We start from the raw sequence: 21,675 nt of genomic DNA on the forward strand, positions 1-21,675 counted from the left end.
CCACCTCAATACATATGCAAAAACCGGAGGCAGCGCTTTAACATTGATCAAATTCCGACCATTTCTTCATCACGCCGGTCGTTCAGAGGCCGGCACACTTCCAAATACTGGCCAACTATCCGCCCTTCCCCAGCTGCGGAAAATACATATTTATAGTCCAAATGGACCATGCAAGTAATTCTTACACCCTGTAAAAAACTATTGATCGTATCCGGCAGGCACGTGTGACGGCATTTCAAGTCGCAAGGGTTTGTTTTCCGGCGGCAATCTCGGGATTCCCGCATTCCAGCAACCGGCGATCGATCTATTTTTAAGCCTTATTGATTTTTTGGGCGGCTATTTGAGCCGCCCTTTTTTTATTATTGAAACGAGACTTGTCTGGCAGGGCGCTGTTTACGGCTTGAGAGTCATGCCTTCGCTGGCGACCAGTGTTCCGGGATAAGCGTTTTGAGCGGCGAGACCGATTTCATCGAGCTCGTCGTCGGACCTGCGCGGATCATGATGGAAGAGAACGGGGGTCTTTACGTTGCCGGCCTTTGCCAGCTCGACAGCCTTCTGCCAGGTGGAGTGTCCCCAGCCCTTGTAGGTGTCGTATTCGTCGTCAGTGAACATGGCGTCATAGATCATGACGTCGGAATTACGCACGAAATCAGGTAGAGCTGCATCAATTTCCGGATCGCCATGTTCGTGATCCGTGATGATGCAAATCGATTTGCCCTTGAATTCGAAGCGGTAACCACAAGCTCCGCCGGGGTGGTTAAGCCGCGTGGTGCGGATGACGAGATCATCGGTGCGCGGGATCAGGTCTCCGGCATTGAAGGACTTGAACTCGACCGCCTTCAACGTCTTGGCAGCTACCGGGAAGATCGGCGGCGACATGATCCGGCTGACGATGTCAACGAGGCTGGTTTCGTCCTGAAAGTGTCCGGCCCAGGCAGTGACGGAGAAGCTCGGATCATAGGCAGGTTTGAAAAAGGGAAGACCGCAGATGTGGTCGAGATGGGTGTGGGTGAAGAGCAAATCGAAGGTTCGTGTCTTGCACCTGCAGATTTCCATGCCCAGATTTCGGGCGCCGGAACCGCAATCGACCAGAACCAGTGCGTCACCGGCCCGGATCTCGAAACACGACGTTTCGCCGCCATAGCGGAGTGTGCTCGACCCCGGCGTCGGGGTGGACCCTCTGACGCCCCAGCAACGAAGCGAAAATTCCTCAGCCACGTGTTACTCCCTAACCGCTGGCAGCCCCTCGACGTGCGTCGGCAAGATCCCGGGTCGTCCGTTCAAGCCGCAGCGCCAGTGTCCGCATCACCTCCAGCGAGATATCCGGAAATTCTTTCAATAGTTTCAAGAAATCGTCTTTCGAAACAGTGAGAACATCCATGTCATTCGCTGCGACCAGTGTCGCGGTTCTTGGTACGTCGCACAGAATAGCGATTTCGCCAACAATTGAATTTTCCGAAACCTGCGCTACCTTTTTTTCGCCCTCAGGCGTGTCGACCAGAACATCCGCATCGCCGGACAGGATGATGAAGGCGCAATCGCCTTCTTCTCCCTGAGAGCAAAGACGTTCGCCGGAGGGGTACTCGGTCCGATCACTGATGAAGGCCAGAAGCCTCAACTTGGTCTCGTCGATCCCGCGGAACAATGGCACCTTGCGGAGTGCCTCGACTTCGGTTTCAAGTGTCATCTTCTTCTCCCGCGCCCGTTGTTTTTTCGCTCCGACCGAACCGAATCGCCCGGCCGATCCCCGCAGACCGGTTGCCCACCTATTGTCACACCCACCGTCTTACCCTTTTTCTGAAAGCCGTCCTTGATCCAGAATGAAGCGCTGATCGAATTCAGCTGCTATTTCGGCATTGGACGTGCCGAACAGGAATGTTTTGCCGGACAGGATTTGCCTCAAGCCTTCGCGAAGCGTCTTGTCCTCGTCCGTCATACCGGTGGCGATATCGTCCAATATGGTGATTTTTGCGTTTTTCAGAAGACCGCGGACCAGAGCGATTTTGCGGCGTTGGCCGGCAGACAAGCGCGAACCGGACACTCCGACGTGATATCCGAAGCCCGCATAGATGATCGGGCGCCGTAAACCGGTTTCCTCGACAATGGTGCGGATAACATCGTCGATACGCCGCCGGGCATCCCGGCGGTCGACGCGCGCACGCCCGAACAGAAGGTTGTCCTCGATGGTCAGCGGTGGCAGATAGACATCCGGGTCGAAGGCAACGAAGTTTTCGCTGTTCTTGACGACCTCTTCCAGGAACGTCTGGCGGGCGCTGATGATGTCGCGCTTCAATTCGTCGGTCATGACACCCAGACGATGCCGGGCGGGGACCAGCTTGAAGGCCAGCCCGGTCAGACGTGACCGATCGGCGTCTGTCAGGCCCGGGCGTGGCTGATCGGACTTGGCAATACGGACAATGCGCTCGAAATCCGGAATCTCATCCAGCGTGATGAAAGAGTAAGCCCCGAGCAGACCGCTGTCGCCGGAAACATTGGAGAACAGTTCCAGCATGGTTTCGGCAATCTTGAGGCCGATTTGCTGAAGCTTCTGATCAAAGCCCGTTTCCGCCAGGAAGGCCTTGACCTCATCGAGGTCCGGCACCTGGTCCATTGTGATTTCCGGATCGGCCGGCACGGCAAAGAACAGGTTGTCCGCCAGGCTGGCACTCGCATTGAAGCGATCGCGATGCCACAGCTCGACCAGGCCACCAAGTTCGGGTTCGTGGGCAATGCGCTCGGCGAGTGCCTTGCGCACGTTCAGGATCTTGTCGGCAAAGCCATCGTCCATGGTCGGATCGAACCGAGACTGCAGGCCGAGCCGATAGATGTCCTTGTCGATCTTGACGGTTTCGAGCAGTTCCAGCGCCCTTGTGTCGAGTTCTTTCTCGTTGCTGACACCCGCGGCAGAGAAATCGTCCCAATCGGCGGCAAGGTCATACGTGGGGTTGCGCGTTTCCTTGGCTTCGGAAAGCCGCCGCTTGTAGTTCTTCAGGCTTTCCCCTTCCCGCTGAGGCGGGACGAGCGGACGGTGGCGCAGACCGTAATAGAGGTTGTCCCGGATGGTTCCCGTCCAGACATGCACCGCTCCGCCGACATAAGCGATTTGCCGGCCGAGAGTGGCGTCCGTCAGCTTGTCGAGATCGTGGCTGCCGATGCAGACCTTGCCGGAGACGGCCGCAACGAGCCCGGCAGCAAGCTGCAGGACCTCCGACCTTCCGGATCCGTCCGGACCGACAATCGCGCAAGCACTACCGGCGGGAACGGTCAGCGAAACGTCGACGACCTCCTGCCCGGCCGCACCGCCGGAGAAATTGACATTCTCGAGCTTGACGTCGCCGGAAAGGTCGACCGTATCGTCCGAGGTCAGGCGCTCCTTGTCATAGATATCCGACGGGTCGAAGTTTTCGACAACGGTCTGATACTTGACGCTGACGTCCGCAGTCATCTGATAGAAGGAAAGCAGCTCTTTCCAGGGGCCAGCCAGATCCTTGTAGGCCGCGATGACCGCCAGCAAGGCACCGATGCTCAGATTACCCTGAATGACCAGGTACCCGCCGATCAGGTAGAAGAAGAACGGCGTCAGCTGGTTCATGAAGTTGTTCAGGAACTTGATCAGGAATTTCCGGTTGAAGATGTCATACCGGATCTTGAAGTTCTCGTAGAGGCGGTCGGAGATATCCGCTGAATGCCAGGCCGCCGCGTCGTTGGCATGGATTTCGGCAACGCCCGTGATGCTCTCGCCAACCTTGTCGGCAATGACGCGGATGTTGCGCACCCGCTGCCGGGACAACAACACCACTTTGCGCTGCAGAAGCGGGATCACATAGCCCTGGATGGGATAGGAACTGATGGCCGCAAGACCCAGAAGCGGGTCCTGCATGAAGATGAAGCCGATCTGCACGATCAGCATGCCGCCCTGGTAGGCTGGCAGCGCGAAGGCTTCACCAATGTAACCGCCGACATCCTCCACTTCCGACGTGATCATCGGAATGATTTCGCCTGAACTGACCTTCCTGAAATGCGGCAGGCGGAAGCGCAGCACCCGCTGGAACAGCTCGAACCGCAGGCGCCGGAGCATGCGTTCGCCGAGACGCCCCTTGTAGACGTTGAGATAGAATTTCAGCCCGTTCGAAACGACGACCAGGAACAGAAAGGCAAAACACAGAAGAAGAAGATATGGAACTTGATCGAAATCGACGCCAAGGATCGTCCGCGGAAAATTGTCCCCCTGGACGGCATCATTGACAATCAGTTTTGGCAGTTCGAGAAGGATATAGACCACCGGGTATGTGAGTACGGTGACCATGAGAATGAAGATTTGCTGTCTGGCGCTGTATTTCCAAATAAAACCGAAAAGGCTCTTTTCCATAAGCTCATCCAAACAGACAAGGATCAAATATGTGCAAGCAGATCATATTTGGTATATTAGCGATCCGAGTTAGTTGCGCCAGCCGGGATTAACATTTGCCACAACCGCTTTAAAAAGGTCCGCAGACCGTTCCTTGTCGAAAGTCCCCTGTCAAGAAATATCCGCACGTGACAAGGGCCAATCAATTGAGACATAAGCCTTTCGGGGCAGTTTTACAAATTTAGGGGCAGTATGAGTTCCAAGACGCCGAAGATCCTCATTTACAGCCACGATTCCTTCGGGTTGGGCCATCTCAGACGCTGCCGGGCCATTGCGCAGTCCCTGGTCGGGGACTTTGATACGCTGTCTGTCCTGATCCTGTCCGGCTCCCCCATCATCGGCAGTTTCGAGTTTCGTTCCCGTGTCGATTTCGTTCGCATTCCCGGCGTGATCAAGCTGCGCAACGGCGAGTACACACCGTTGTCGCTGCATATCAACATCGACCAGACGCTGGCGATCAGATCATCGATCATCGAACACACCGCCAAGGTGTTCGATCCGGATATCTTCATCGTCGACAAGGAACCACTTGGCCTGCGCGGGGAAGTGCTGCGGACGCTGGAAGCCCTGAAGGATACCGACACCCAGCTCGTACTCGGCCTGCGCGATGTCATGGACGACCCGAAGGTGCTGAAGGAAGAGTGGGACCGCAAGAACGTCTATCCGGCCCTGCGCGACCTTTACGACGAGATCTGGATCTACGGACCGGAAGATATCTGTGATCCGCTGGAAGGCATCGACCTGCCGCAATCGGTACGCGACAAGCTGCGCTATACCGGTTACCTGCGCCGTGAGCTGCCGAAATCGGCGCTCGAGAATCCCGCACCCGCGCCGTTTGACGAAGAACCCTATATCCTGGTGACGCCAGGCGGCGGCGGTGATGGCGTTGAAATGGTCGACTGGGTGATGCGCGCCTACGAAGCCCGGCAGCGTCCGCTTTTCCCGGCCCTGATCGTGCTTGGCCCCTTCATGCCGGCGGCCGCCGCAACCCAGTTCAGCGAGCGCGCCGAACACCTGCGCGACGTCGAGATCATCCGCTTCACACCGCAGATCGAACCCTATCTTGCCAATGCCACAGCCATTGTCGGCATGGGGGGCTACAATACATTCTGCGAGATCCTGTCCTTCGACAAGCCAACCCTGATGGTACCGCGCGTCATTCCGCGCCGGGAACAGGCTATCCGGGCTGAGCGGGCCGAACAAAGCGGCCTCTTGAAGGTGTTGCCGATCGACCAGTATCCGGATCCCGACCTGATGGCTGCGGCCTTGTCCGAACTTCCGGGCATGGCTTCGCCTTCGGCAGCCGGCGTCGACAATCTGCTTGGCGGTCTGGATGTCATCTCCAACCGCGTTGGAGAAATCTTCGACGAACAACAGGCAGCCAGCCGGAAGCTGGTCAACTTCTGACCATCGCCACCCGCAAATCGCATTCTTTCAAGGGCTGACCGATGTCCCGTATCGCCGTTGTGGTCAAAGGCTATCCTCGCCTGTCCGAAACCTTTATCGCCCAGGAAATGCTTGGTCTGGAGCGGCGAGGTATCGAGATCCTGATCGTCGCCCTGCGCAAGCCGTACGACCCGTACATTCACGATCTGCACCGGCAGATTTCAGCCGAAGTCATGTATCTGCCGGAATACGTGAAAGACGACCCGTCCCGCGTTGCCCGCGCCAAACGCTGGGCGGAGAAACAGCCGACCTTCGAGGCTGCCAAGGCTCTGTTCGATGCCGATTTCGCGCATCAACCCAACGCCGACCGGCGACGCCGGTGGGCCCAGGGTTGCGTCTTCGCCCATGAACTGCCGGAAGACGTGACCTGGATCTACACCCACTATCTGCACACCCCCTGCTCCGCCTCGCGTTATGCGGCGCATCTATCCGGCCGCAAATGGTCTTTCTCCGCACATGCCAAGGACATCTGGACCAGCCCCGACTGGGACCTGAAAACCAAGATCAACGATGCGGCCTGGGGCGTGACCTGTACCGCGGTCAATGCCGAACACCTGAAAGGCCTTGCCGAGGATCCGGACAAGATCGAGCTGCTTTATCACGGCCTCGACTTTTCCGGCTTTCCCGAGCCCAAGACCAAAGCCTCGACACGTGATGGCAGCGGTGAGCCTGTGCGCCTGGTTTCCGTTGGCCGCGCCGTGGAAAAGAAAGGCTATGACGACCTTCTGGATGCTCTTGCAAAGCTGCCTGCGGCTCTCAACTGGCACTTCACCCATATCGGCGGCGGAGACCTTTCCGAGCACCTGAAAGCACAGGCGGATGCGCTTGGAGTGTCGGACAGAATCACCTGGCGGGGGGCACAGCCTCGCGAGGAGGTGATCGCCACCTGCCGCGAGGCTGATCTGTTCGTCCTGCCATCGAAGCTCGCGAAATCCGGTGACCGCGACGGCCTGCCCAATGTCCTGATGGAAGCCCAGTCCATGGGCATCTGCTGCCTGTCCACCAAGGTTTCAGCGATACCCGAACTGATCCTCGACGGTAAAACCGGTGTGCTTGTTACCCCTGGCGCACCAAAGGAACTGGCCGAGGCCATGCAGCGCCTTATTACCGCCCCCGAGACCCGTCACGGTCTCGGCCTTGCCGCGGCCACGAGGGTCAGAACGACGTTCTCGACAGACCCCGGCCTCGACCGCCTTGCAGACAAATTCCGCAAAGTCCTCTAGGCAGAACGCCAGGAAAACCATGAAAATTGCCTTCACTGCCCCGATGAAACCCCTGGATCATCCGGTCCCTTCCGGTGACCGGACCATGGGAAGGTTGATCGTGAAGGCTCTGGAAAGCCTGGGGCACGAAGTGACGATTGCCAGCCGTTTCAGGTCCTGGTGCAAGGATGGCAGCGACGGCATTCAGTCTGAGGTGCGGAATGAGGCGCTGGCAGAGGCAGACCGGATAAGCGCCGACTGGCAACAATCAGGCTATCGGCCGGATCTTTTCCTGACCTATCATCTCTATCACAAGGCGCCGGACTGGATCGGCCCGGCGCTTGCCGACCGGTTCGACCTTCCCTATGCGATCGTTGAAGCCAGCCGTGCGCCGAAACGGCAGCAGGGCGACTGGGCCTTCGGGTTTGCCGCTGCGGATGAAGCCTTGAAGCGCGCCGATGCCGTTGCCGCCATCCACAACGCTGATGCCGAATGCCTTGCGGCGGTCGTGCCGCATCGTTGCCTGTCGGTCCTCCTGCCGTTTCTGGATGCCGATCCCTTTCTCGCCGCATCGACCACTGCCAAGCCGCTTGCGGCAAGTCCTTTGAAACTGCTCTCCGTGGGCATGATGCGCGAAGGCGACAAGCAGCGCTCTTACGAAGTGCTTGCCGCCGCACTGGGCGAACTTCGGGACCTTCCCTGGCATCTGACGCTCATCGGCGACGGCCCGATGCGCGAGCAGGTTCTTGGGCTGTTTCCGCCTGAACGGATTACCTGGCTCGGCGCCCTTGCCGGTGACGACCTTCCAGCCCAATACGCACGGCACGACCTTTTCGTCTGGCCCGCTATCCGGGAAGCATTTGGTCTCGTGTTTCTGGAAGCACAGGCAGCAGGCGTCGGCGTGATTGCCGGTGACACCTTCGGTGTTCCCGACATTGTCCGTGATGGCGAAACCGGTTTGCTGTCCCCCGAAGGCGATGTATCCGCACTTGCCGCCAACCTCAGCCGCGCCATGCGGGAACCGGCGCTTGTGGACAGGCTTGGCCTGGCAGCCCGCCACCACATCCTTCATTTCCACACGCTTTCGGCAGGCGCTGCCCGGCTGGAAGCACTTGCCGAAAAGGCCATGCGGAACCACTTGAGCCGCCGGGAGACGAAAGACGCATGAGCTTCAAGGCCCTCATACATGTTCAGCATCTGCTCGGGACAGGCCATGTCGTGCGGGCCGCTGCCATCGGCAAGGCACTGGCCACCGAAGGCGTTGAGGTGACACTTGCCAGCGGCAACACCATACCGCCCACACTCGACACCGGATCACTGAAGATCGTCGAACTGCCAGCCTGCAGAAGTCCGGATGCGACCTTCAAGCGCCTTGTGACTTTGGACAATGAAGATATTGACGATGCTTGGAAAATCGCTCGCGTTAAAGCATCGATTCAAGTTCTTGAGGCCGACGACTTCGACCTGCTCCTGACCGAGACCTACCCCTTCGGCCGTCGCCAGCTTGACTTCGAACTGGCCCCTCTTCTGGAAACGGCCAAGGCGAGCAGCAAGGTCCCACTGATTGCCACTTCCATTCGCGACATTCTGGTGCGCAAGAAGCAGCTCTGGAAAGAACGCTGGATGGCCGACCAGGCGCTGAAATTCTACGACCGGACCCTGGTCCATTCCGATCCGGGCTTCATCCGCCTTGCAGACAGTTTCCCCTTTGCCGAGGAGGTCGACCACCTGGTTCGCTACACCGGTTATGTCGGCGGCGATCCACGGCCTGCTGTGGAAGGACCGGATGGCGAGGACGAGGTGATCATTTCCTGCGGTGGCGGCGCCGTTGCCGAAAGCCTGCTGTCGGCGGCGCTGGAAGCCAGACCACTGTCGCGCCGCGCGGAAGACACGCCGTGGCGAGTGCTGATCGGTCACGACATTTCCGACGACGCCTTTGCCATTTACCGGCAAAGCGCGGTGGACGGGGTCATCGTAGAGCGCGCCCGGCGCGACTTTCCGGACCTTTTGAAACGGGCGCGCCTTTCCGTAAGCCAGGCGGGCTACAACACCGTGCTCGATATTCTTCAGGCCGGTGTTCCGGCTGTCTTCGTGCCCTTTGCCCAGATCAACGAGACCGAACAGACACAACGCGCGGAAGCGCTCGCCGGCCATGGACGGGCGATCGTTACGCCGGAAGCAGACCTCACACCAGAGCGGCTTGCCGCTGCCATTGACGATGCGCTGGCTCTTCCGCGCAGCAAGCACACCGTCCGCCTGGGTGGTGCGGAGGAAAGCGCCCGTATCCTGCTTCAAGACCTGAAAGACCGGATGTCATGACCACTGACCCGCAGCGCTTCCGGCAAGAACTTACCGATCATCTCGACTGGTTCGCCGAACGCGGCCGCAAGGTCCGCTTCTGGTGGCGCGACGACGACGCTATCGAACCGACACCAGCCCTTGAACGCATGTTGTCGCTTGCCAACAATCATGACGTCGATGTGGCGTTCGCGGTCATCCCGAAGATGGCGACGAAAGCCCTTGCGGAACGGTTCGTCGATCAACCACATGCGCTGGTTCTGCAACACGGCTGGCAGCACAAGAATTTCCAGCGAAAGGACCTCGGCGAAAAAGCAGCCGAGCTTGGTTCCCGGCGGGATCCTGACGACCTGATGGCCGAGCTCAAGGCAGGTCATGACCGCCTGTGGGAACTCTTTGGCGACAAGTTCGTGAAGGCCATGGTGCCGCCCTGGAACCGGATCGACCCTGAAATCTCCCGCCGCCTGCCCGGTATCGGCCTGTCGGGTCTTTCGACCTTCACCTGGCATAACTTTCCGCGGGCGCATCAACTCCAGTCGCACATCGACATCCTGAAATGGAAAAAGCAGGTGCGCTTCATCGGCTGGGAAAGCGCGCGGCTGCGCTTCGACCTGCAGCTCACCCGCCGGCGCAACACCGGCTCCGAGCCGGTTGGCCTCCTGACGCACCATCTGGTGCATGACGATGGCTGCTTCGAGTTTCTGGAGATCTTTCTGGAGATCGCGGCTCATCATGAAGGTGCGGAATGGCCGGACGTGAAAAACCTCTTTGGCGAGAACGGTTCCTGGCCGTTCGGGTGAGAGCATCTGTCTGAGGCAAGAGGCGCCAGACGAGCACAAACTATGCGTCTCCCCGGCCAGGCAGGCTTAGACCCGGAACTTACTCCCTGCGGTCACGCTGGGTCACCTTTTAAGGGTGATCTACTCCTGCCAGATAGTCTTCCTTACCAGAATGGATCAGGAGCTTGCAGCTTGGGCTGGTCTGCCGCATAGCTGCGCCAGATCCAAATCCGGTGAGTCGACGCAAAGGCCCAAGGCATGAAAGACACGCTCTATATTCTCGCGCCGGGCTTCGAAGACCCCGCCTATCCCGGCAAGACCTTCTATTGCTGGCATTGTGCGCTCATGGAAGGCGTGCTTGCCTCGTTTCCGGAGCTTGCGGACCGGCTTGACGTTCGCCGCATTGCCTGGCCGAAACCGCGCAGGGAAGTGGCCGAACTTCTGGGGGAAGACAATCAGTCCCTGCCTGTGCTGGTGCTCGCCGAAGGCGGCTTCATCAATGACAAGGACGCTATCCTTACCGCCCTCACCGAACGCCACGGCTTTCCGCATCCCCATCCCTGACAGACAAACATCAGACCTGTTTACAGTCTTCGTCTATTCCGCTGCTTCCAGTCGTTCCGGCTTCAGAGCAGCAGCAAATTGTTTGCGCAGGAGGGCAAGCTTCGGGTCGATATAGGTCTTGCAGAACGGGCGTTCCGGCCCCTTGGCATAGTAGTTCCGGAACTGTTCGTCGGAGGCCTTGAACTCGGCAAGCGTCATCACCCGCGTCACAAGCGGTTCGTCAAAGCGCTGCTGCAAGGCGCGCATCAGCCTTCCGACCTTCACACCTGTCCCGGCGTCATAGACGTAAACGGCACTGCGATACTTGCCGCGCATCTTGTGGTGGGAGGTGCTGGAGTGGGTGCGCAGATGGATCTCGAGCAGGACCTCCAGCGGCAGCGCGACCGGATCGAAGGTCACCACCACCGCTTCTGACCAGGCATTTTCTGGCGGATCGGAGCGGATGAAGCCCTGTTCCACCTTCGAAATGCCCGCAATTGCCTGAAAGACGGCCTCCGTGCACCAATGGCACCCGCCGCCCAGCCCGATTTTCACCCCGGCCTCCAATGTCATGATCGATGCTCCCAGTGTGACGTCAGGCATTTCGTTTGCAAAACGGCTTGGGGGAGATTCCCCCAGACGAGATCTTATGCCGACAATTGACAGGCAGCGCACAACATAAGATTGTGAGGCATGATCAATCGCGCGACCCTTCATCTAACCGTGGTGCATATCGTCGTTCCCGCAGGGGACGCGAGGGGATCACTGTTGGCTGAAGACATCTAGCCGGATCGCATCGCAACCCTGCTTCGAGGAGCAGGGTTTGTCAGATGCCTGCTCTCTCGATCCAACGAATGAGAGCAAAATGAGCATATCAGACATCCCCGCGGAATATGCACCGGTCTCCAGGGCAGGTAACTGGCCCGAAGGCCTGATTATACGCGCCGAAAGACCGGACGACGTGGACGGTTTGACCGTCCTGCAAGGTCTGCCGAAGTTCCGGGCGGGTACCTTGCGCCTGCCCTACCCACGGCGCAAGGACATCGAGGCCCGTGTGAACCAGTCCTCACCGGACAAGGTGTCCCTTGTCGGCATTTTGGGCGGGACTCTGGTCGCCGCCGCCGGTTTTGCCCGTTCCGCCGGACGGCGTGGACATGCGGCCAGTCTGGGCATGGGCGTACACGACGATTACACCGGACGCGGGATCGGCCGGGCGATGCTGACAGAGCTGATCGAGATTGCGGACAACTGGATGAACATCCGCCGTCTGGAATTGACCGTCTTCACCGACAATGAAGCCGCCGTCAGGCTCTATCAGACACTTGGTTTCGAAATAGAAGGCACCCACAAGGACTTTGCCTTCCGCTCCGGGTCGTTTGTCGACGCCTATGCGATGGCGCGGCTCAGGGTGTGAGTGAAAGGCGCCAGCTTCTGATCTCTTTCCTTGTCGTCCCGGTTTGCCGCGCAAGCGGCAAGACCGGGCCCCGGTATCCGCGAGACCCGGCTGAAAACCACGGCAGGCGCAGCAGATTACTGGATCCCGGCCTTCGCCGGGATGACGAGTTCCTCATGCCCGACGTTGCAGAAAATCAAGGGTTTTGAAGCCATCCGGACAACAGCCACGGCAATGAGATGCACACGTGCTCCAGCACCTTCTGCCTCAGGCCGCTTCCCTTTTCTCTGCCGCCTTCGGATTGGCCGCAAAGTCGATGGCGGCTTTGAGGACATCCGGATCGCCGATCTGGTTGGCGAGGATAAGGATCAGCCTGGCATTCATGCAGTTTGCTTCCTCGTCACTCATATGGCGCTGACTGGAGACCAGATACTCATAAAAGCCGTCCGGATCGGGAAGGTTTCGTGTCAGGTTCAGCTTCAGATTTAGGGCCATGGTTCATGCGCCTCCCATCGCGGTTTTCAAGGCGGCTTCCACCTTGTTGTCGTTGAAATAGCGCCAGCGAGCGGCAACATGCTGGTCCGGGCGGATCAGGTAGACCGTACCGGGAGCCGCATCGTAACGGGCTGCAAGCGTTCCGTCCTTGTCCTGCAGGTCCTTGCCCACACGCAGGACCTGAGCCTTGACGTTGCCGGCTGACACATCTGTTGCAGCTTCATCGCCAAAGACAAGCAAGGTGAACCCGTCGCCGATCTGGTTGAGGAACCAGGCCGCCTCTCCGTTCACGTTTACAGGTGCGTCGGCGCAACAGGTACCCGGGGACATCTTGCCTGCGAAACTGGATTCGTCGGCCGTGTTGAGCGCGCTTTCAACATAAGGTGTCGGCGCCGACAGACGTCCGGAGTTGACCAGCGGCTTGGCAAAGTCGGTCACCTCCGAAAGATCCAGAACCGCGTCCCGGAACCTGCGAGAGGCCTCGTTTTTCGGTGTGATGAAATCGGTGGACCTGGTCGAGTTCAGCAGGTTGTCGTCCGCCGCGAAGGCTCGCTCCGTGTGGTAGCTGTCGATGAGGCTTTCCGGGGCGTCTCCGTCCAGCACCAGTTTCAGCTTCCAGCCCAGATTGTCGATGTCCTGCACCCCTGTGTTGGCGCCGCGTGCGCCGAAGGGTGAAACCTGATGGGCAGCATCACCCGCGAACAGTACCCGGCCATAACGGAAGTTATCGATCCGCCGGCAGGCGAACTGGTAGACGGAGGCCCATTCCAGCTCGAACTCCTTGTCCTCTCCCAGCATCGCCTTGACGCGCGGAATGATGTTTTCCGGCTTTTTCTCCTCTTCCGGATCGGCCTCCCAGCCAAGCTGAAAATCCAGCCGCCAGACATCGTCGCACTGCTTGTGCAGAAGAGCAGACTGCCCCCGGTGGAACGGCGGGTCGAACCAGAACCAGCGCTCGGTCGGAAAATCGGCCTTCATGATGATGTCGGCGATCAGGAACCGATCCTGAAAGAACTGGCCGGAAAAGCCTGCCCCGACCATCTTGCGGGTATCGGAGTTGGCGCCATCGCAGGCAACCACCCAGTCTGCTTCCATCTTGAAGACGCCGTCAGGCGTTTCGACGGTCAGCACGACATGATCGTCCCCCTGCTGCAAGTTCAGGAGCTTGTGCTTCCAGCGCAAGTCGATGAGGTTCGATTTCTGAGCCTCGTCGACCATGTATTCCTCCAGATAATATTGCTGGAGGTTGATGAAGGCCGGGATCTTGTGGCCGTCTTCCGGCAGAAGGTCGAATGTGTAGGCAAGGTCGTCGCGAAAGAAGACCTTGCCGATCTTCCATTCGATACCCTTGTCGATCATGCGCGTGGCGCAGCCGAGCCTGTCCCAGATCTCCAGCGGGCGTTTGGCGTAACAGACCGCGCGCGAACCGATGGAAACGGTGTTGTTGTCATCCAGAACAACGGTGGGGATGCCCCGCTGGGTGAAATCAAGCGCAGCCGTCAGTCCGATCGGCCCAGCTCCGATCACCACCACCTTGTGGCGCTTGACCGTACCTGTCTGCTGCTCCTCCGACTGACGATAACTGTATTGCGGATATTGATAGGTCTGAAACATCGGGCTTTCCTCCCAGATCCGCCAAGGCGGCATCAATCGAACGGCATTTGCCGCACTGGCGGCATGTGTCTTGCTCACACATCGGCCAGCTCTTTGGCGTGCAGCCATTCAGCGTGTTTCGGTGCCCTTTTGGTCTTCGACCATTCTTCCAGCATCTGCCACTTCACCTCGTCCAGACGAGCCAGAAGCTGGTCTTCTTCGGGATCCGGGCAAGCCAGTTCGACACGATGACCGTTGGGGTCGAAGAAATAGATGGAGTGGAAGATAGAGTGGTCGGTCACGCCCAGAACCTCGACACCGTTCTTTTCCAGGTGGTCCTTGAACGCAATCAGCTCGTCCCGATCCTTCACCTTGAAGGCGATATGCTGCACCCAGCGTGGCGTATTCGGGTCAAACCCCATTTCGGGTTTGGTCGGCAGTTCGAAGAACGCCAGGACGTTGCCGTTTCCGGCATCCAGGAAGACGTGCATGTAGGGATCGGGATCGTGGGTAGAGGGCACATGATCTTCGGCGATCGCCAGAACAAAATCCATGTTCAGCATCTTGCCGTACCATTCCACGGTTTCCTTGGCGTCCTTGCAACGATAGGCGACGTGATGCATCTGCTCGATCTTCATGGGACCGCTCCTCCAAATTAGTTACATATGTAACCATATAGCTCCGCAGCCTATCCGCCTTGACCTAAGTCAAATTGGTTACATTCGTAACTAATTTGAAGGCCAAGCCACGCAACACCGTCATCCCGGACAAATGCGACCAGGTCGAACACCGATCCGGGATGACAAACCCTCCTCAAAATCAGGCGACCAACCTCGTGTTGGAATTGACAGGCCATGACCCGCGTTCTCATATGAGGTACCTGCCAGCGAGGAGCTTTCCATGTCCGCTCACGAGCACGATCATTCCCACGATCACGACCATTCCGAATTGAGCGAAATAGAGCTGCGTGTACGCGCTTTGGAAACGCTGCTGACGGAAAAGGGATATATCGATCCCCCTGCCCTGGACGAGTTGATCGAGACTTACGAAACCAGGATCGGACCCAAGAACGGTGCCCGCGTTGTTGCGCGGGCCTGGGCGGATGCGGACTACCGGGACCGGCTCCTGCAAGACGCGACCTCAGCGATTGCCGAGTTCGGTTTCACTGGCCGTCAGGGCGAACACATGGTGGCGGTCGAGAATACCGACCAGACCCACAACATGGTCGTCTGTACACTGTGCTCCTGTTATCCTTGGACTGTGCTGGGCTTGCCGCCTGTCTGGTACAAGTCCGCTCCCTATCGGTCCCGCGCCGTGCGCGACCCGCGAGGTGTTCTGGATGAATTTGGCGTAAAGCTGCCAGATGCCACCGAAGTCCGCGTCTGGGATTCGACCGCTGAAATCCGCTATCTGGTGATCCCCAAACGCCCTGCGGGAACAGACGGATGGAGCGAGGAACGCCTGGCGGATCTCGTCACCCGCAACAGCATGATCGGTACCGGACTTGCGCTCGATCCTTCCGAACTGGAGGATGCGGCATGAACGGCGCCCAAGATCTTGGCGGACAGATGGGCTTTGGTCCCATCGAACTGGAAGAAAACGAACCCAACTTCCATGCCAAATGGGAAGAACGCGCGTTTGCAGTAACGCTAGCCATGGGCGCAACCGGTTCCTGGACGCTTGATGCCTCGCGCTTTGCCCGCGAATCCTTGCCGCAAGTTACCTACCTGACCTCCAGCTATTACGAGATCTGGACCAGGGGCCTAGAAAAACTTGTGCTGGCCAACGGCCTCGTTACGGAAGAGGAACTGAAACAAGGCCGGAAACTTGAAGCCGCGAAGCCGGTCAAGCGCGTGCTCGCGGCAGAGGCTGTTGCCGGAGTTCTGGCCAAGGGTGCACCGGTCGACCGAGAAGAATATCAGCCCGCCCGTTTCCGCGTCGGTGACAAGGTCCATACGCGGCGCATGAACCCCGAACACCACACCCGCCTTCCCCGCTATGCCCGCGATGCTGTCGGCACGATCGAGGCCATTCACGGCGTTCATGTGTTTCCGGATACCAATGCGCACGGCGAAGGCGAACAGCCGACCTGGCTTTATGGTGTCCTCTTCAAGGGGACCGATATCTGGGGGCCTGACAGCGATCCCAAGCTTTCCCTGCGTATCGATCTCTGGGAGCCTTATCTTGACCTTGCCCGATAAGTTTCTCGAAACGCCGCGCCTGCCGCTGGATGAAGACGGCGGGCCGGTGTTCGGCGCTCCCTGGGAAGCCAGGGTTTTCGCCATGACGGTGAAGGCCCATGAAGCCGGAGTGTTTACCTGGGGCGAATGGGCTGAGGCTCTGGGCGCCGAGCTTGCCAAGGACGGCGACGGAAGCGGCGAGACCGAAGGCTACTACGACCGTTGGCTGGCGGCCTTCGAAGGTCTGCTCACAGCCAAGAACGTTGCCGCCGCCGGACAACTTGCAGACCTGCGCAAGGCCTGGGACGACGCGGCCAGGGCCACCCCGCACGGCGCACCAATCGTTCTTCAGAGGTCCTGAGGTGACAATGCGCCTGTTGCTTCCGCCTCCGGTCGTCGTCGGCATCGGACTGCTTCTGCTGTATGCCAGCGCCAGGCTGTTTCCGGCGCTCAACCTCACCTTTTCAGGTCAGACTTCGATCGCCGCGGTGTTCCTCATTGCCGGACTGGCAATTGGCGGACACGCGCTTTTTCGCTTTGTCATGGCGGGAACGACCTTCAACCCCATAACGCCGGATAAAGCCAGAACTCTGGTGACCCATGGTTTCTACAGGGTGTCGCGCAACCCGATGTATGTCGCCGACGTTCTGCTGCTGCTGGCATTCGGCACCTACCTCGGCACGGTGACGGTTTTCGCCGTCGTTCCGGCTTTTGTCTGGTACCTGACCGAATTCCAGATCAGGCCTGAAGAAGAGCATCTGAGGCGCCTGTTCGGTCAGGAGTATCTCGACTATTGCGCGCGCGTTCGCCGCTGGCTCTGACCGCTGGCAACGTCACTCAATTCCCGAGGTAGAGACTGCTCTTTTCCTTGAAGGCGTCGGCCGCAAAGCGAAGAAAGGTTCGTACCCTGGCGACGTTCTTCAGGTCCGGATGGGTCAGGATCCAGATATCGAAGTAACGGCTAGGCTCGACACCCGGCAGGCGGATCAAGTCGGGATCAGGATCCCCCAGAAAGCAGGGCAAACGGCCGATGCCCATGCCGGCCCGTACGGCCGCATGCATCGTGATCATGTCGTCGGTGACCGTTGCCACCTCGCCATTGGGGTACCGATCGCGCATTTCCTTCGGAACCTTGTTGCCCCACCATTTGAAGGCGATGAAAGGCACCGCCTGCGATGTGACCGTTTCGAGCGCCGCTTCCCGGTATCGGCGGGCAAAGTCTCTCGACACGTAGAAACAGCGGTTCTGGCCTGTGGCAAGACGGCCAAACAGGCTTTCATCGGGCTTGTCGGTGACACGCACCGCGATATCGGCCTCGCGCCGGTGCAGGCTCAGAATTTCGTTGGCCGCGTTCATGGTGACGTCGATGCCCGGGTGGCGCTCCTTGAAGCGCGCGACAATCTCGGCCAGTTGCACCTGGAAAACAAGCTGTGCTGCCGTGACGCGCAGCGGGCCTTCGAGTTCATCGTCCTTGGCGGCAATGCGCATGTCCAGCGCAAGCACTTCCAATTCCATCCGGCGGGCGGCTTCAACCGCCTCTTCGCCGGCGGTGGTCGGCGTGAACCCTTCCGGCAGACGGTCGAACAGACGTGCGCCGATTTCCTCTTCCAGCGCAGACAGCCGCCGTGACACTGTAGAATGCGTCACACCAAGGCTACGGGCGGCCTTTGTCAGGCTGCCGGCATTGGCAATGGCGAGCACGAATTTCAGATCATCCCAGCTATACATGGCACGTGCATTTTTGCACAGTTCGATTACGAATTTGAAGAATTTTTCGCATTCGGGCTCTGCGATAGATTTCTGGCATCTCAAGCAAAGGAGACCAAGAGATGTCCATTCAAGCGATTGCCATGATCACGGTGACGGATCGCGAAGCGCTCAGCGCCTATCGTGAAAAAGCTGCAGACGCTCTCGCCCGCCATGGCGGCAGCGTCATCGCCGCGGATCCCGAACCTCTGGTTCTGGAAGCGGCTATCGATGCGCCGAACATGGTTGCCCTGCTGTCCTTCCCCACGCCCGATGCCGCCAAGGCCTGGCATCGCGACCCGGACCTTGCCGATGTGCATGCGCTTCGGAACAAGGGCGGCAAGTCGACGATTGTCGTGCTTCCGGGTTGATCACCTGTCACTTGGCAAATCGTCCTCCCGAGGAGGAACGTCAGGTGCACTCCGGGAACGGCGGTGCCGCTGCCTGAGCACGCCGCCCCCTGGAATCAAAACAGTCCTGCTTCCTCAGACCGAGGAAGCAGGACTGTGTTCGCCAAATTGAATGCTGATTTTCGGGCTCTCCGGCGCTTATCGCACCGGCTTCACCAGCCGCATGCGCCAGGTGACGCCTTTCTTGTCGGAGACGAGACGATAGTCATCCAGCACTTCCCACTTACTGGTATCGTCGGTTGCTTCCCAGAGCTTGTTGATCAGCTTGTTTGCACCTGATTCCGGTTTTTTCGGTGAATACATCGACAGCGCGATGACACCGTTTTCCTTTAGGAACGGGACGTAGCGGGCAACGACGGCAGCTGGGTCATCCGCAAAGTGAAGAACCTCGTTGAAGACAATGGCTGAGAACGTTTCGCCTTCCTGAGCTTCGAAAGTGTGCATGTCGCCTGCCCGCAGGCTGGCGATGGCCGGGTCGACATTGGCGATCTGCAGGGACGCCGGGGAAAGATCCATGCCGACATAGCGCTTGACGCCCATGGGCTGCAAACGCTCGTAGAGCAGGCCTTCGCCGCAGCCGATATCGAGAACGTCGTCCATGGAGCCGGTCAGGCTCAGCCACATGCCGATAATGCCGTATCGGCCGCTTTCAGGCAGCGAGCGCAGGAAGGCCCAGCGACCGGCTTCATATTCCTCGTCCCAGCCAGCGGCGGTGGTGGCATTCTTCGACATTGTGACTTCCTAACAGCAAGACGGGCCAGAACGGCCCGCCGGTTCTTCAGATTTCAGATGCATCACTTATAGGGATCTGCCGCGTCGCGCAAACCATCGCCAAGGAAATTGAACGCCAGGACGACAATGATGATCGGCAGCACCGGAGCCATCAGCCAGGGATAGACGGTCACCACCGAAATGTTCTGCGCTTCGTTCAAGAGAACACCCCAGGAAACCGCCGGCCGACGCAGACCGAGGTTAAGATAGGACAGCGCAGTCTCACCCAGGATCATGGACGGGATCGACAGCGTCGCCGACGCGATGATGTGGCTTGTGAAGCCTGGCAGCAGATGTCGCGTGATCACGCGCTTCGGCTTGGCCCCCATCAGGACCGCCGCCTTGGCGTATTCCTCTTCACGCAGGGACAGCAGCTTCGACCTGACGGCACGCGCTAGCCCGGGCCAATCCAGCAGACCAAGGATGATCGTCAGGCCGAAATAGATCCAGACGGGGCTCCAGGTAACAGGCAGTGCCGCGGAGAGTGCCATCCACAGAGGCAGTTCGGGAAGTGAGCGCAGGATCTCGATCGCGCGCTGGATCAGACTGTCGATCCAGCCGCCGAAATAGCCGGCTATCCCACCGAAGAAGAGCCCGAGAACGATTGAGATCACGACGCCGATCAGACCGACAGTGAGTGACAGCCTGGCCCCGTAGACCAGGCCCGAGAACTGATCGCGGCCAAGTCGGTCCGTCCCGAACAGGAACATCGTGCCGCCTTCCGCCGGACACACAAGGTGGAAGGAAGCGTCCCAGAGCCCCCAGAACTTGTATTTTGCGCCGCTGCAGAAGAAGCGGAGCGGCTGGACATTGTTCGGATCGTCCTTGAACACCCATTGCAGGGTTTCCATGTCGATTTCCGAGGTCATGCCGTAGACGAACGGACCGACAAGCTTGCCTTCGTGAAACAAGTGGATCGGTTGCGGCGGAGCATAAAGATGCATGCTGTCGCGGCTGTTGGCGCCATAGGGCGCAATTACTTCGGCAAAGGGAACGCACAGGTAGAACAGGATCAGGACCACGCCTGACCAGACCGCTATTTTGTGGCGCTTGAATTTCCACCACATGATCTTCCATTGGGAAGCCTGGTAGAAGCGCTCCTGCTCGGCGGTCATCTCCTCGGTGACAGCCGGGTTGAACGGCGTCGGATCGACGTAATGCTCGACTTCGCGCGTGGGCGTGTTCTTCACGTCCATGGTCATGACGAGGCCCTCCCGCCAAGACGAATGCGCGGATCGAGAACCGCCAGCAGCAGATCGGAGATCAGCATGCCGATCAGCGTCAACATGGCAACGAACAGCAGAATGAACCCTGACAGGAACTGGTCCTGCGATTGTAACGCGGACACAAGAACCGGGCCGACTGTCGGAAGGCTCATCACCACCGAAACGATCACCGAGCCAGAAACAAGCGACGGGATCAGGTTGCCGATGTCGGCGATGAACGGGTTGATGGCCATGCGCAGGGGATACTTGACCAGCAGGTGGTTTTCTTTCAGCCCCTTCGCCCGGCCCGTGGTGACATATTGCTTGTGAAGCTCGTCAAGCAGGTTGGCGCGCAAGCGCCGGATCATGGCTGCCGTGCCGGAGGTCCCGATCACGATGGTCGGGACGATCAGATGCGCCAACACCGACATCGCCTTGTCGAAGCTCCAGGGCTGATCGATGTACTGAGGATCCATCAGGCCACCGACGGACAGGCCGAACCAGCGATTGAAGAAATAGAGCAGAATGAGCGCAAGCAGAAAGTTGGGGGTGGCAAGACCGATATAGCCCAGGAAAGTGAACCCGTAGTCCCCCCAGGAATACTGGCGCGTTGCAGAGAAAATACCGATGGGGAATGACACCACGTAGACGAACAGGATCGTCGCGAAGTTCAGGACCACGGTCAAGGGAAGTGTCGGTCCTATGACCTGCTCCACCGGCTTGTCGAATTCGAACGACCAGCCCCAGTTGCCCTGGATCAACCCGTCGAAACCGTGAGGCCCCGGCCAGAGGCCGACCCAGATGAGGTAGCGCTCCATGAAGGGACGATCGAGAGAGAATTCCTTTCGCAGGAACTCGAGCTTGGCAACCGAGGAACTTTCACCGGAGGACTTCAGGGCAGCAATCTGGTTGGAAATGTAATCACCGGACGGCAACTCGATGATGAAGAAAGTCAGCAGACTGATCACCAGCAAGGTGGGACCCATCATCAAAATACGTCGGACAATGTAATAGAGCACCTAAACTCCCCTCAGCCCCGGCACTTTGCGCAAATCAGGCTCTGATTTCTGCACTTAAAGTCAAATTCGGTTTCGATAGTATGACGTTTTTCAACCAAGAGTCAGTCCCCGGAAAAACGTCTGGCGGAACGGGCCGGATCAAGTCAGCCCGTCGCCTTTAAAGCGTTCGGTTCGGATAATCTTCCGA

General features: G+C 58.8%; 23 protein-coding genes. 12 read left to right on the forward strand and 11 right to left on the reverse strand.

Translation table 11 applies throughout. From position 1 onward, the window contains the following. Positions 1–393: 393 nt before the first annotated feature. The 3 genes from FIV05_RS25175 to FIV05_RS25185 form a co-directional block, all read right to left on the reverse strand. Positions 394–1,218: an MBL fold metallo-hydrolase gene (locus FIV05_RS25175; RefSeq protein ID WP_077290368.1), complete on the reverse strand. Its 825-nt coding sequence runs from the start codon at positions 1,216–1,218 to the stop codon at positions 394–396. 10 nt (positions 1,219–1,228) lie between these two features. Further along, on the reverse strand, positions 1,229–1,687 hold the full coding sequence (locus FIV05_RS25180; protein WP_006931293.1) for a Crp/Fnr family transcriptional regulator: 459 nt from the start codon (positions 1,685–1,687) through the stop codon (positions 1,229–1,231). Positions 1,688–1,786: 99 nt separating this feature from the next. Next, entirely contained in the window at positions 1,787–4,369 is a 2,583-nt protein-coding gene (locus FIV05_RS25185) for an ABC transporter transmembrane domain-containing protein (RefSeq protein ID WP_152511399.1), read from the reverse strand. 231 nt (positions 4,370–4,600) lie between these two features. On the opposite strand from FIV05_RS25185, the gene FIV05_RS25190 reads away from it, so the two are divergent. The 6 genes from FIV05_RS25190 to FIV05_RS25215 all read left to right on the forward strand — a co-directional run bounded on the left by FIV05_RS25190 (position 4,601) and on the right by FIV05_RS25215 (position 10,697). Continuing rightward, positions 4,601–5,815, forward strand: a complete 1,215-nt coding sequence (locus FIV05_RS25190; protein ID WP_152511400.1) for a glycosyltransferase — start codon at positions 4,601–4,603, stop codon at positions 5,813–5,815. A 41-nt stretch (positions 5,816–5,856) separates the two neighbouring features. Beyond that, positions 5,857–7,077 carry a glycosyltransferase family 4 protein gene (locus FIV05_RS25195; RefSeq protein ID WP_152511401.1) on the forward strand — a complete coding sequence of 407 codons (1,221 nt, stop codon included), beginning with the start codon at positions 5,857–5,859 and terminating at the stop codon, positions 7,075–7,077. 19 nt (positions 7,078–7,096) lie between these two features. Continuing rightward, complete coding sequence (locus FIV05_RS25200) at positions 7,097–8,224, forward strand: glycosyltransferase family 4 protein (RefSeq protein WP_152511402.1); 1,128 nt, start codon at positions 7,097–7,099, stop codon at positions 8,222–8,224. Continuing rightward, positions 8,221–9,375: a glycosyltransferase gene (locus FIV05_RS25205; RefSeq protein WP_152511403.1), complete on the forward strand. Its 1,155-nt coding sequence runs from the start codon at positions 8,221–8,223 to the stop codon at positions 9,373–9,375. The genes FIV05_RS25200 and FIV05_RS25205 overlap by 4 nt, the downstream gene beginning before the upstream one ends. Then, positions 9,372–10,154 carry a polysaccharide deacetylase family protein gene (locus tag FIV05_RS25210; protein ID WP_152511404.1) on the forward strand — a complete coding sequence of 261 codons (783 nt, stop codon included), beginning with the start codon at positions 9,372–9,374 and terminating at the stop codon, positions 10,152–10,154. Before FIV05_RS25205 ends, FIV05_RS25210 begins: the two co-directional genes overlap by 4 nt. A 237-nt stretch (positions 10,155–10,391) precedes the next feature. After that, positions 10,392–10,697: a DUF3088 domain-containing protein gene (locus FIV05_RS25215; protein ID WP_152511405.1), complete on the forward strand. Its 306-nt coding sequence runs from the start codon at positions 10,392–10,394 to the stop codon at positions 10,695–10,697. A 33-nt stretch (positions 10,698–10,730) separates the two neighbouring features. Here FIV05_RS25215 and FIV05_RS25220 read toward each other — a convergent pair whose 3' ends face one another. Beyond that, positions 10,731–11,249 carry a peptide-methionine (S)-S-oxide reductase gene (locus FIV05_RS25220; RefSeq protein ID WP_055658752.1) on the reverse strand — a complete coding sequence of 173 codons (519 nt, stop codon included), beginning with the start codon at positions 11,247–11,249 and terminating at the stop codon, positions 10,731–10,733. Between the two features lie 292 nt (positions 11,250–11,541). Here FIV05_RS25220 and FIV05_RS25225 point away from each other — a divergent pair, with 292 nt between their 5' ends. Next, positions 11,542–12,090, forward strand: a complete 549-nt coding sequence (locus tag FIV05_RS25225) for a GNAT family N-acetyltransferase (protein WP_152511406.1) — start codon at positions 11,542–11,544, stop codon at positions 12,088–12,090. A gap of 246 nt (positions 12,091–12,336) precedes the next feature. On the opposite strand, the gene FIV05_RS25230 is transcribed toward FIV05_RS25225, so the two are convergent. The 3 genes from FIV05_RS25230 to FIV05_RS25240 all read right to left on the reverse strand — a co-directional run bounded on the left by FIV05_RS25230 (position 12,337) and on the right by FIV05_RS25240 (position 14,795). After that, positions 12,337–12,564, reverse strand: coding sequence for a DUF2783 domain-containing protein (locus tag FIV05_RS25230; protein WP_075282037.1), 228 nt, complete (start codon positions 12,562–12,564; stop codon positions 12,337–12,339). Between the two features lie 3 nt (positions 12,565–12,567). Then, positions 12,568–14,178, reverse strand: coding sequence for an FAD-dependent oxidoreductase (locus FIV05_RS25235; protein WP_152511407.1), 1,611 nt, complete (start codon positions 14,176–14,178; stop codon positions 12,568–12,570). 74 nt (positions 14,179–14,252) lie between these two features. Further along, a complete protein-coding gene (locus tag FIV05_RS25240; protein WP_022997798.1) occupies positions 14,253–14,795 on the reverse strand; it encodes a VOC family protein in 543 nt (180 codons plus the stop codon). Positions 14,796–15,057: 262 nt separating this feature from the next. Here FIV05_RS25240 and nthA point away from each other — a divergent pair, with 262 nt between their 5' ends. From nthA to FIV05_RS25260, 4 genes are read left to right on the forward strand one after another with little or no spacing between them, the layout of a single operon-like run. Next, the gene (nthA, locus tag FIV05_RS25245; protein ID WP_152511408.1) at positions 15,058–15,699 is read left to right on the forward strand and encodes a nitrile hydratase subunit alpha; all 642 of its coding nucleotides are present in this window, start codon (positions 15,058–15,060) and stop codon (positions 15,697–15,699) included. Beyond that, positions 15,696–16,358: a nitrile hydratase subunit beta gene (nthB, locus tag FIV05_RS25250; RefSeq protein ID WP_152511409.1), complete on the forward strand. Its 663-nt coding sequence runs from the start codon at positions 15,696–15,698 to the stop codon at positions 16,356–16,358. The genes nthA and nthB overlap by 4 nt, the downstream gene beginning before the upstream one ends. After that, positions 16,348–16,698: a nitrile hydratase accessory protein gene (locus FIV05_RS25255; protein ID WP_152512073.1), complete on the forward strand. Its 351-nt coding sequence runs from the start codon at positions 16,348–16,350 to the stop codon at positions 16,696–16,698. Before nthB ends, FIV05_RS25255 begins: the two co-directional genes overlap by 11 nt. A gap of 7 nt (positions 16,699–16,705) precedes the next feature. Beyond that, the gene (locus FIV05_RS25260; protein WP_152511410.1) at positions 16,706–17,158 is read left to right on the forward strand and encodes an isoprenylcysteine carboxylmethyltransferase family protein; all 453 of its coding nucleotides are present in this window, start codon (positions 16,706–16,708) and stop codon (positions 17,156–17,158) included. A gap of 16 nt (positions 17,159–17,174) precedes the next feature. On the opposite strand, the gene FIV05_RS25265 is transcribed toward FIV05_RS25260, so the two are convergent. After that, a complete protein-coding gene (locus tag FIV05_RS25265) occupies positions 17,175–18,065 on the reverse strand; it encodes a LysR family transcriptional regulator (protein WP_062491781.1) in 891 nt (296 codons plus the stop codon). Between the two features lie 101 nt (positions 18,066–18,166). Between FIV05_RS25265 and FIV05_RS25270 the strand changes: the two genes are divergently transcribed. Further along, on the forward strand, positions 18,167–18,454 hold the full coding sequence (locus tag FIV05_RS25270; protein ID WP_152511411.1) for a DUF1330 domain-containing protein: 288 nt from the start codon (positions 18,167–18,169) through the stop codon (positions 18,452–18,454). A gap of 177 nt (positions 18,455–18,631) precedes the next feature. On the opposite strand, the gene FIV05_RS25275 is transcribed toward FIV05_RS25270, so the two are convergent. The 3 genes from FIV05_RS25275 to FIV05_RS25285 form a co-directional block, all read right to left on the reverse strand. Then, on the reverse strand, positions 18,632–19,225 hold the full coding sequence (locus FIV05_RS25275; protein WP_022997805.1) for a class I SAM-dependent methyltransferase: 594 nt from the start codon (positions 19,223–19,225) through the stop codon (positions 18,632–18,634). A gap of 62 nt (positions 19,226–19,287) precedes the next feature. Then, on the reverse strand, positions 19,288–20,466 hold the full coding sequence (locus FIV05_RS25280) for an ABC transporter permease (RefSeq protein ID WP_022997806.1): 1,179 nt from the start codon (positions 20,464–20,466) through the stop codon (positions 19,288–19,290). Further along, the gene (locus tag FIV05_RS25285) at positions 20,463–21,488 is read right to left on the reverse strand and encodes an ABC transporter permease (RefSeq protein WP_031268102.1); all 1,026 of its coding nucleotides are present in this window, start codon (positions 21,486–21,488) and stop codon (positions 20,463–20,465) included. The genes FIV05_RS25280 and FIV05_RS25285 overlap by 4 nt, the downstream gene beginning before the upstream one ends. Positions 21,489–21,675: the final 187 nt, after the last annotated feature.

This window comes from Labrenzia sp. THAF191a, from assembly GCF_009363335.1.
Lineage (GTDB): Bacteria > Pseudomonadota > Alphaproteobacteria > Rhizobiales > Stappiaceae > Roseibium > Roseibium algicola.

Excerpts from the sequence above, each read along its gene's own strand:
- FIV05_RS25180 (WP_006931293.1), bottom strand. The coding sequence starts at position 1,687 with ATGACACTTGAAACCGAAGTCGAGGCACTCCGCAAGGTGCCATTGTTC.
- FIV05_RS25185 (WP_152511399.1), bottom strand. The coding sequence starts at position 4,369 with ATGGAAAAGAGCCTTTTCGGTTTTATTTGGAAATACAGCGCCAGACAG.
- FIV05_RS25190 (WP_152511400.1), top strand. The coding sequence starts at position 4,601 with ATGAGTTCCAAGACGCCGAAGATCCTCATTTACAGCCACGATTCCTTC.
- FIV05_RS25195 (WP_152511401.1), top strand. The coding sequence starts at position 5,857 with ATGTCCCGTATCGCCGTTGTGGTCAAAGGCTATCCTCGCCTGTCCGAA.
- FIV05_RS25200 (WP_152511402.1), top strand. The coding sequence starts at position 7,097 with ATGAAAATTGCCTTCACTGCCCCGATGAAACCCCTGGATCATCCGGTC.
- FIV05_RS25205 (WP_152511403.1), top strand. The coding sequence starts at position 8,221 with ATGAGCTTCAAGGCCCTCATACATGTTCAGCATCTGCTCGGGACAGGC.
- FIV05_RS25210 (WP_152511404.1), top strand. The coding sequence starts at position 9,372 with ATGACCACTGACCCGCAGCGCTTCCGGCAAGAACTTACCGATCATCTC.
- FIV05_RS25215 (WP_152511405.1), top strand. The coding sequence starts at position 10,392 with ATGAAAGACACGCTCTATATTCTCGCGCCGGGCTTCGAAGACCCCGCC.
- FIV05_RS25220 (WP_055658752.1), bottom strand. The coding sequence starts at position 11,249 with ATGACATTGGAGGCCGGGGTGAAAATCGGGCTGGGCGGCGGGTGCCAT.
- FIV05_RS25225 (WP_152511406.1), top strand. The coding sequence starts at position 11,542 with ATGAGCATATCAGACATCCCCGCGGAATATGCACCGGTCTCCAGGGCA.
- FIV05_RS25230 (WP_075282037.1), bottom strand. The coding sequence starts at position 12,564 with ATGGCCCTAAATCTGAAGCTGAACCTGACACGAAACCTTCCCGATCCG.
- FIV05_RS25235 (WP_152511407.1), bottom strand. The coding sequence starts at position 14,178 with ATGTTTCAGACCTATCAATATCCGCAATACAGTTATCGTCAGTCGGAG.
- FIV05_RS25240 (WP_022997798.1), bottom strand. The coding sequence starts at position 14,795 with ATGAAGATCGAGCAGATGCATCACGTCGCCTATCGTTGCAAGGACGCC.
- nthA (WP_152511408.1), top strand. The coding sequence starts at position 15,058 with ATGTCCGCTCACGAGCACGATCATTCCCACGATCACGACCATTCCGAA.
- nthB (WP_152511409.1), top strand. The coding sequence starts at position 15,696 with ATGAACGGCGCCCAAGATCTTGGCGGACAGATGGGCTTTGGTCCCATC.
- FIV05_RS25260 (WP_152511410.1), top strand. The coding sequence starts at position 16,706 with ATGCGCCTGTTGCTTCCGCCTCCGGTCGTCGTCGGCATCGGACTGCTT.
- FIV05_RS25265 (WP_062491781.1), bottom strand. The coding sequence starts at position 18,065 with ATGTATAGCTGGGATGATCTGAAATTCGTGCTCGCCATTGCCAATGCC.
- FIV05_RS25270 (WP_152511411.1), top strand. The coding sequence starts at position 18,167 with ATGTCCATTCAAGCGATTGCCATGATCACGGTGACGGATCGCGAAGCG.
- FIV05_RS25275 (WP_022997805.1), bottom strand. The coding sequence starts at position 19,225 with ATGTCGAAGAATGCCACCACCGCCGCTGGCTGGGACGAGGAATATGAA.
- FIV05_RS25280 (WP_022997806.1), bottom strand. The coding sequence starts at position 20,466 with ATGACCATGGACGTGAAGAACACGCCCACGCGCGAAGTCGAGCATTAC.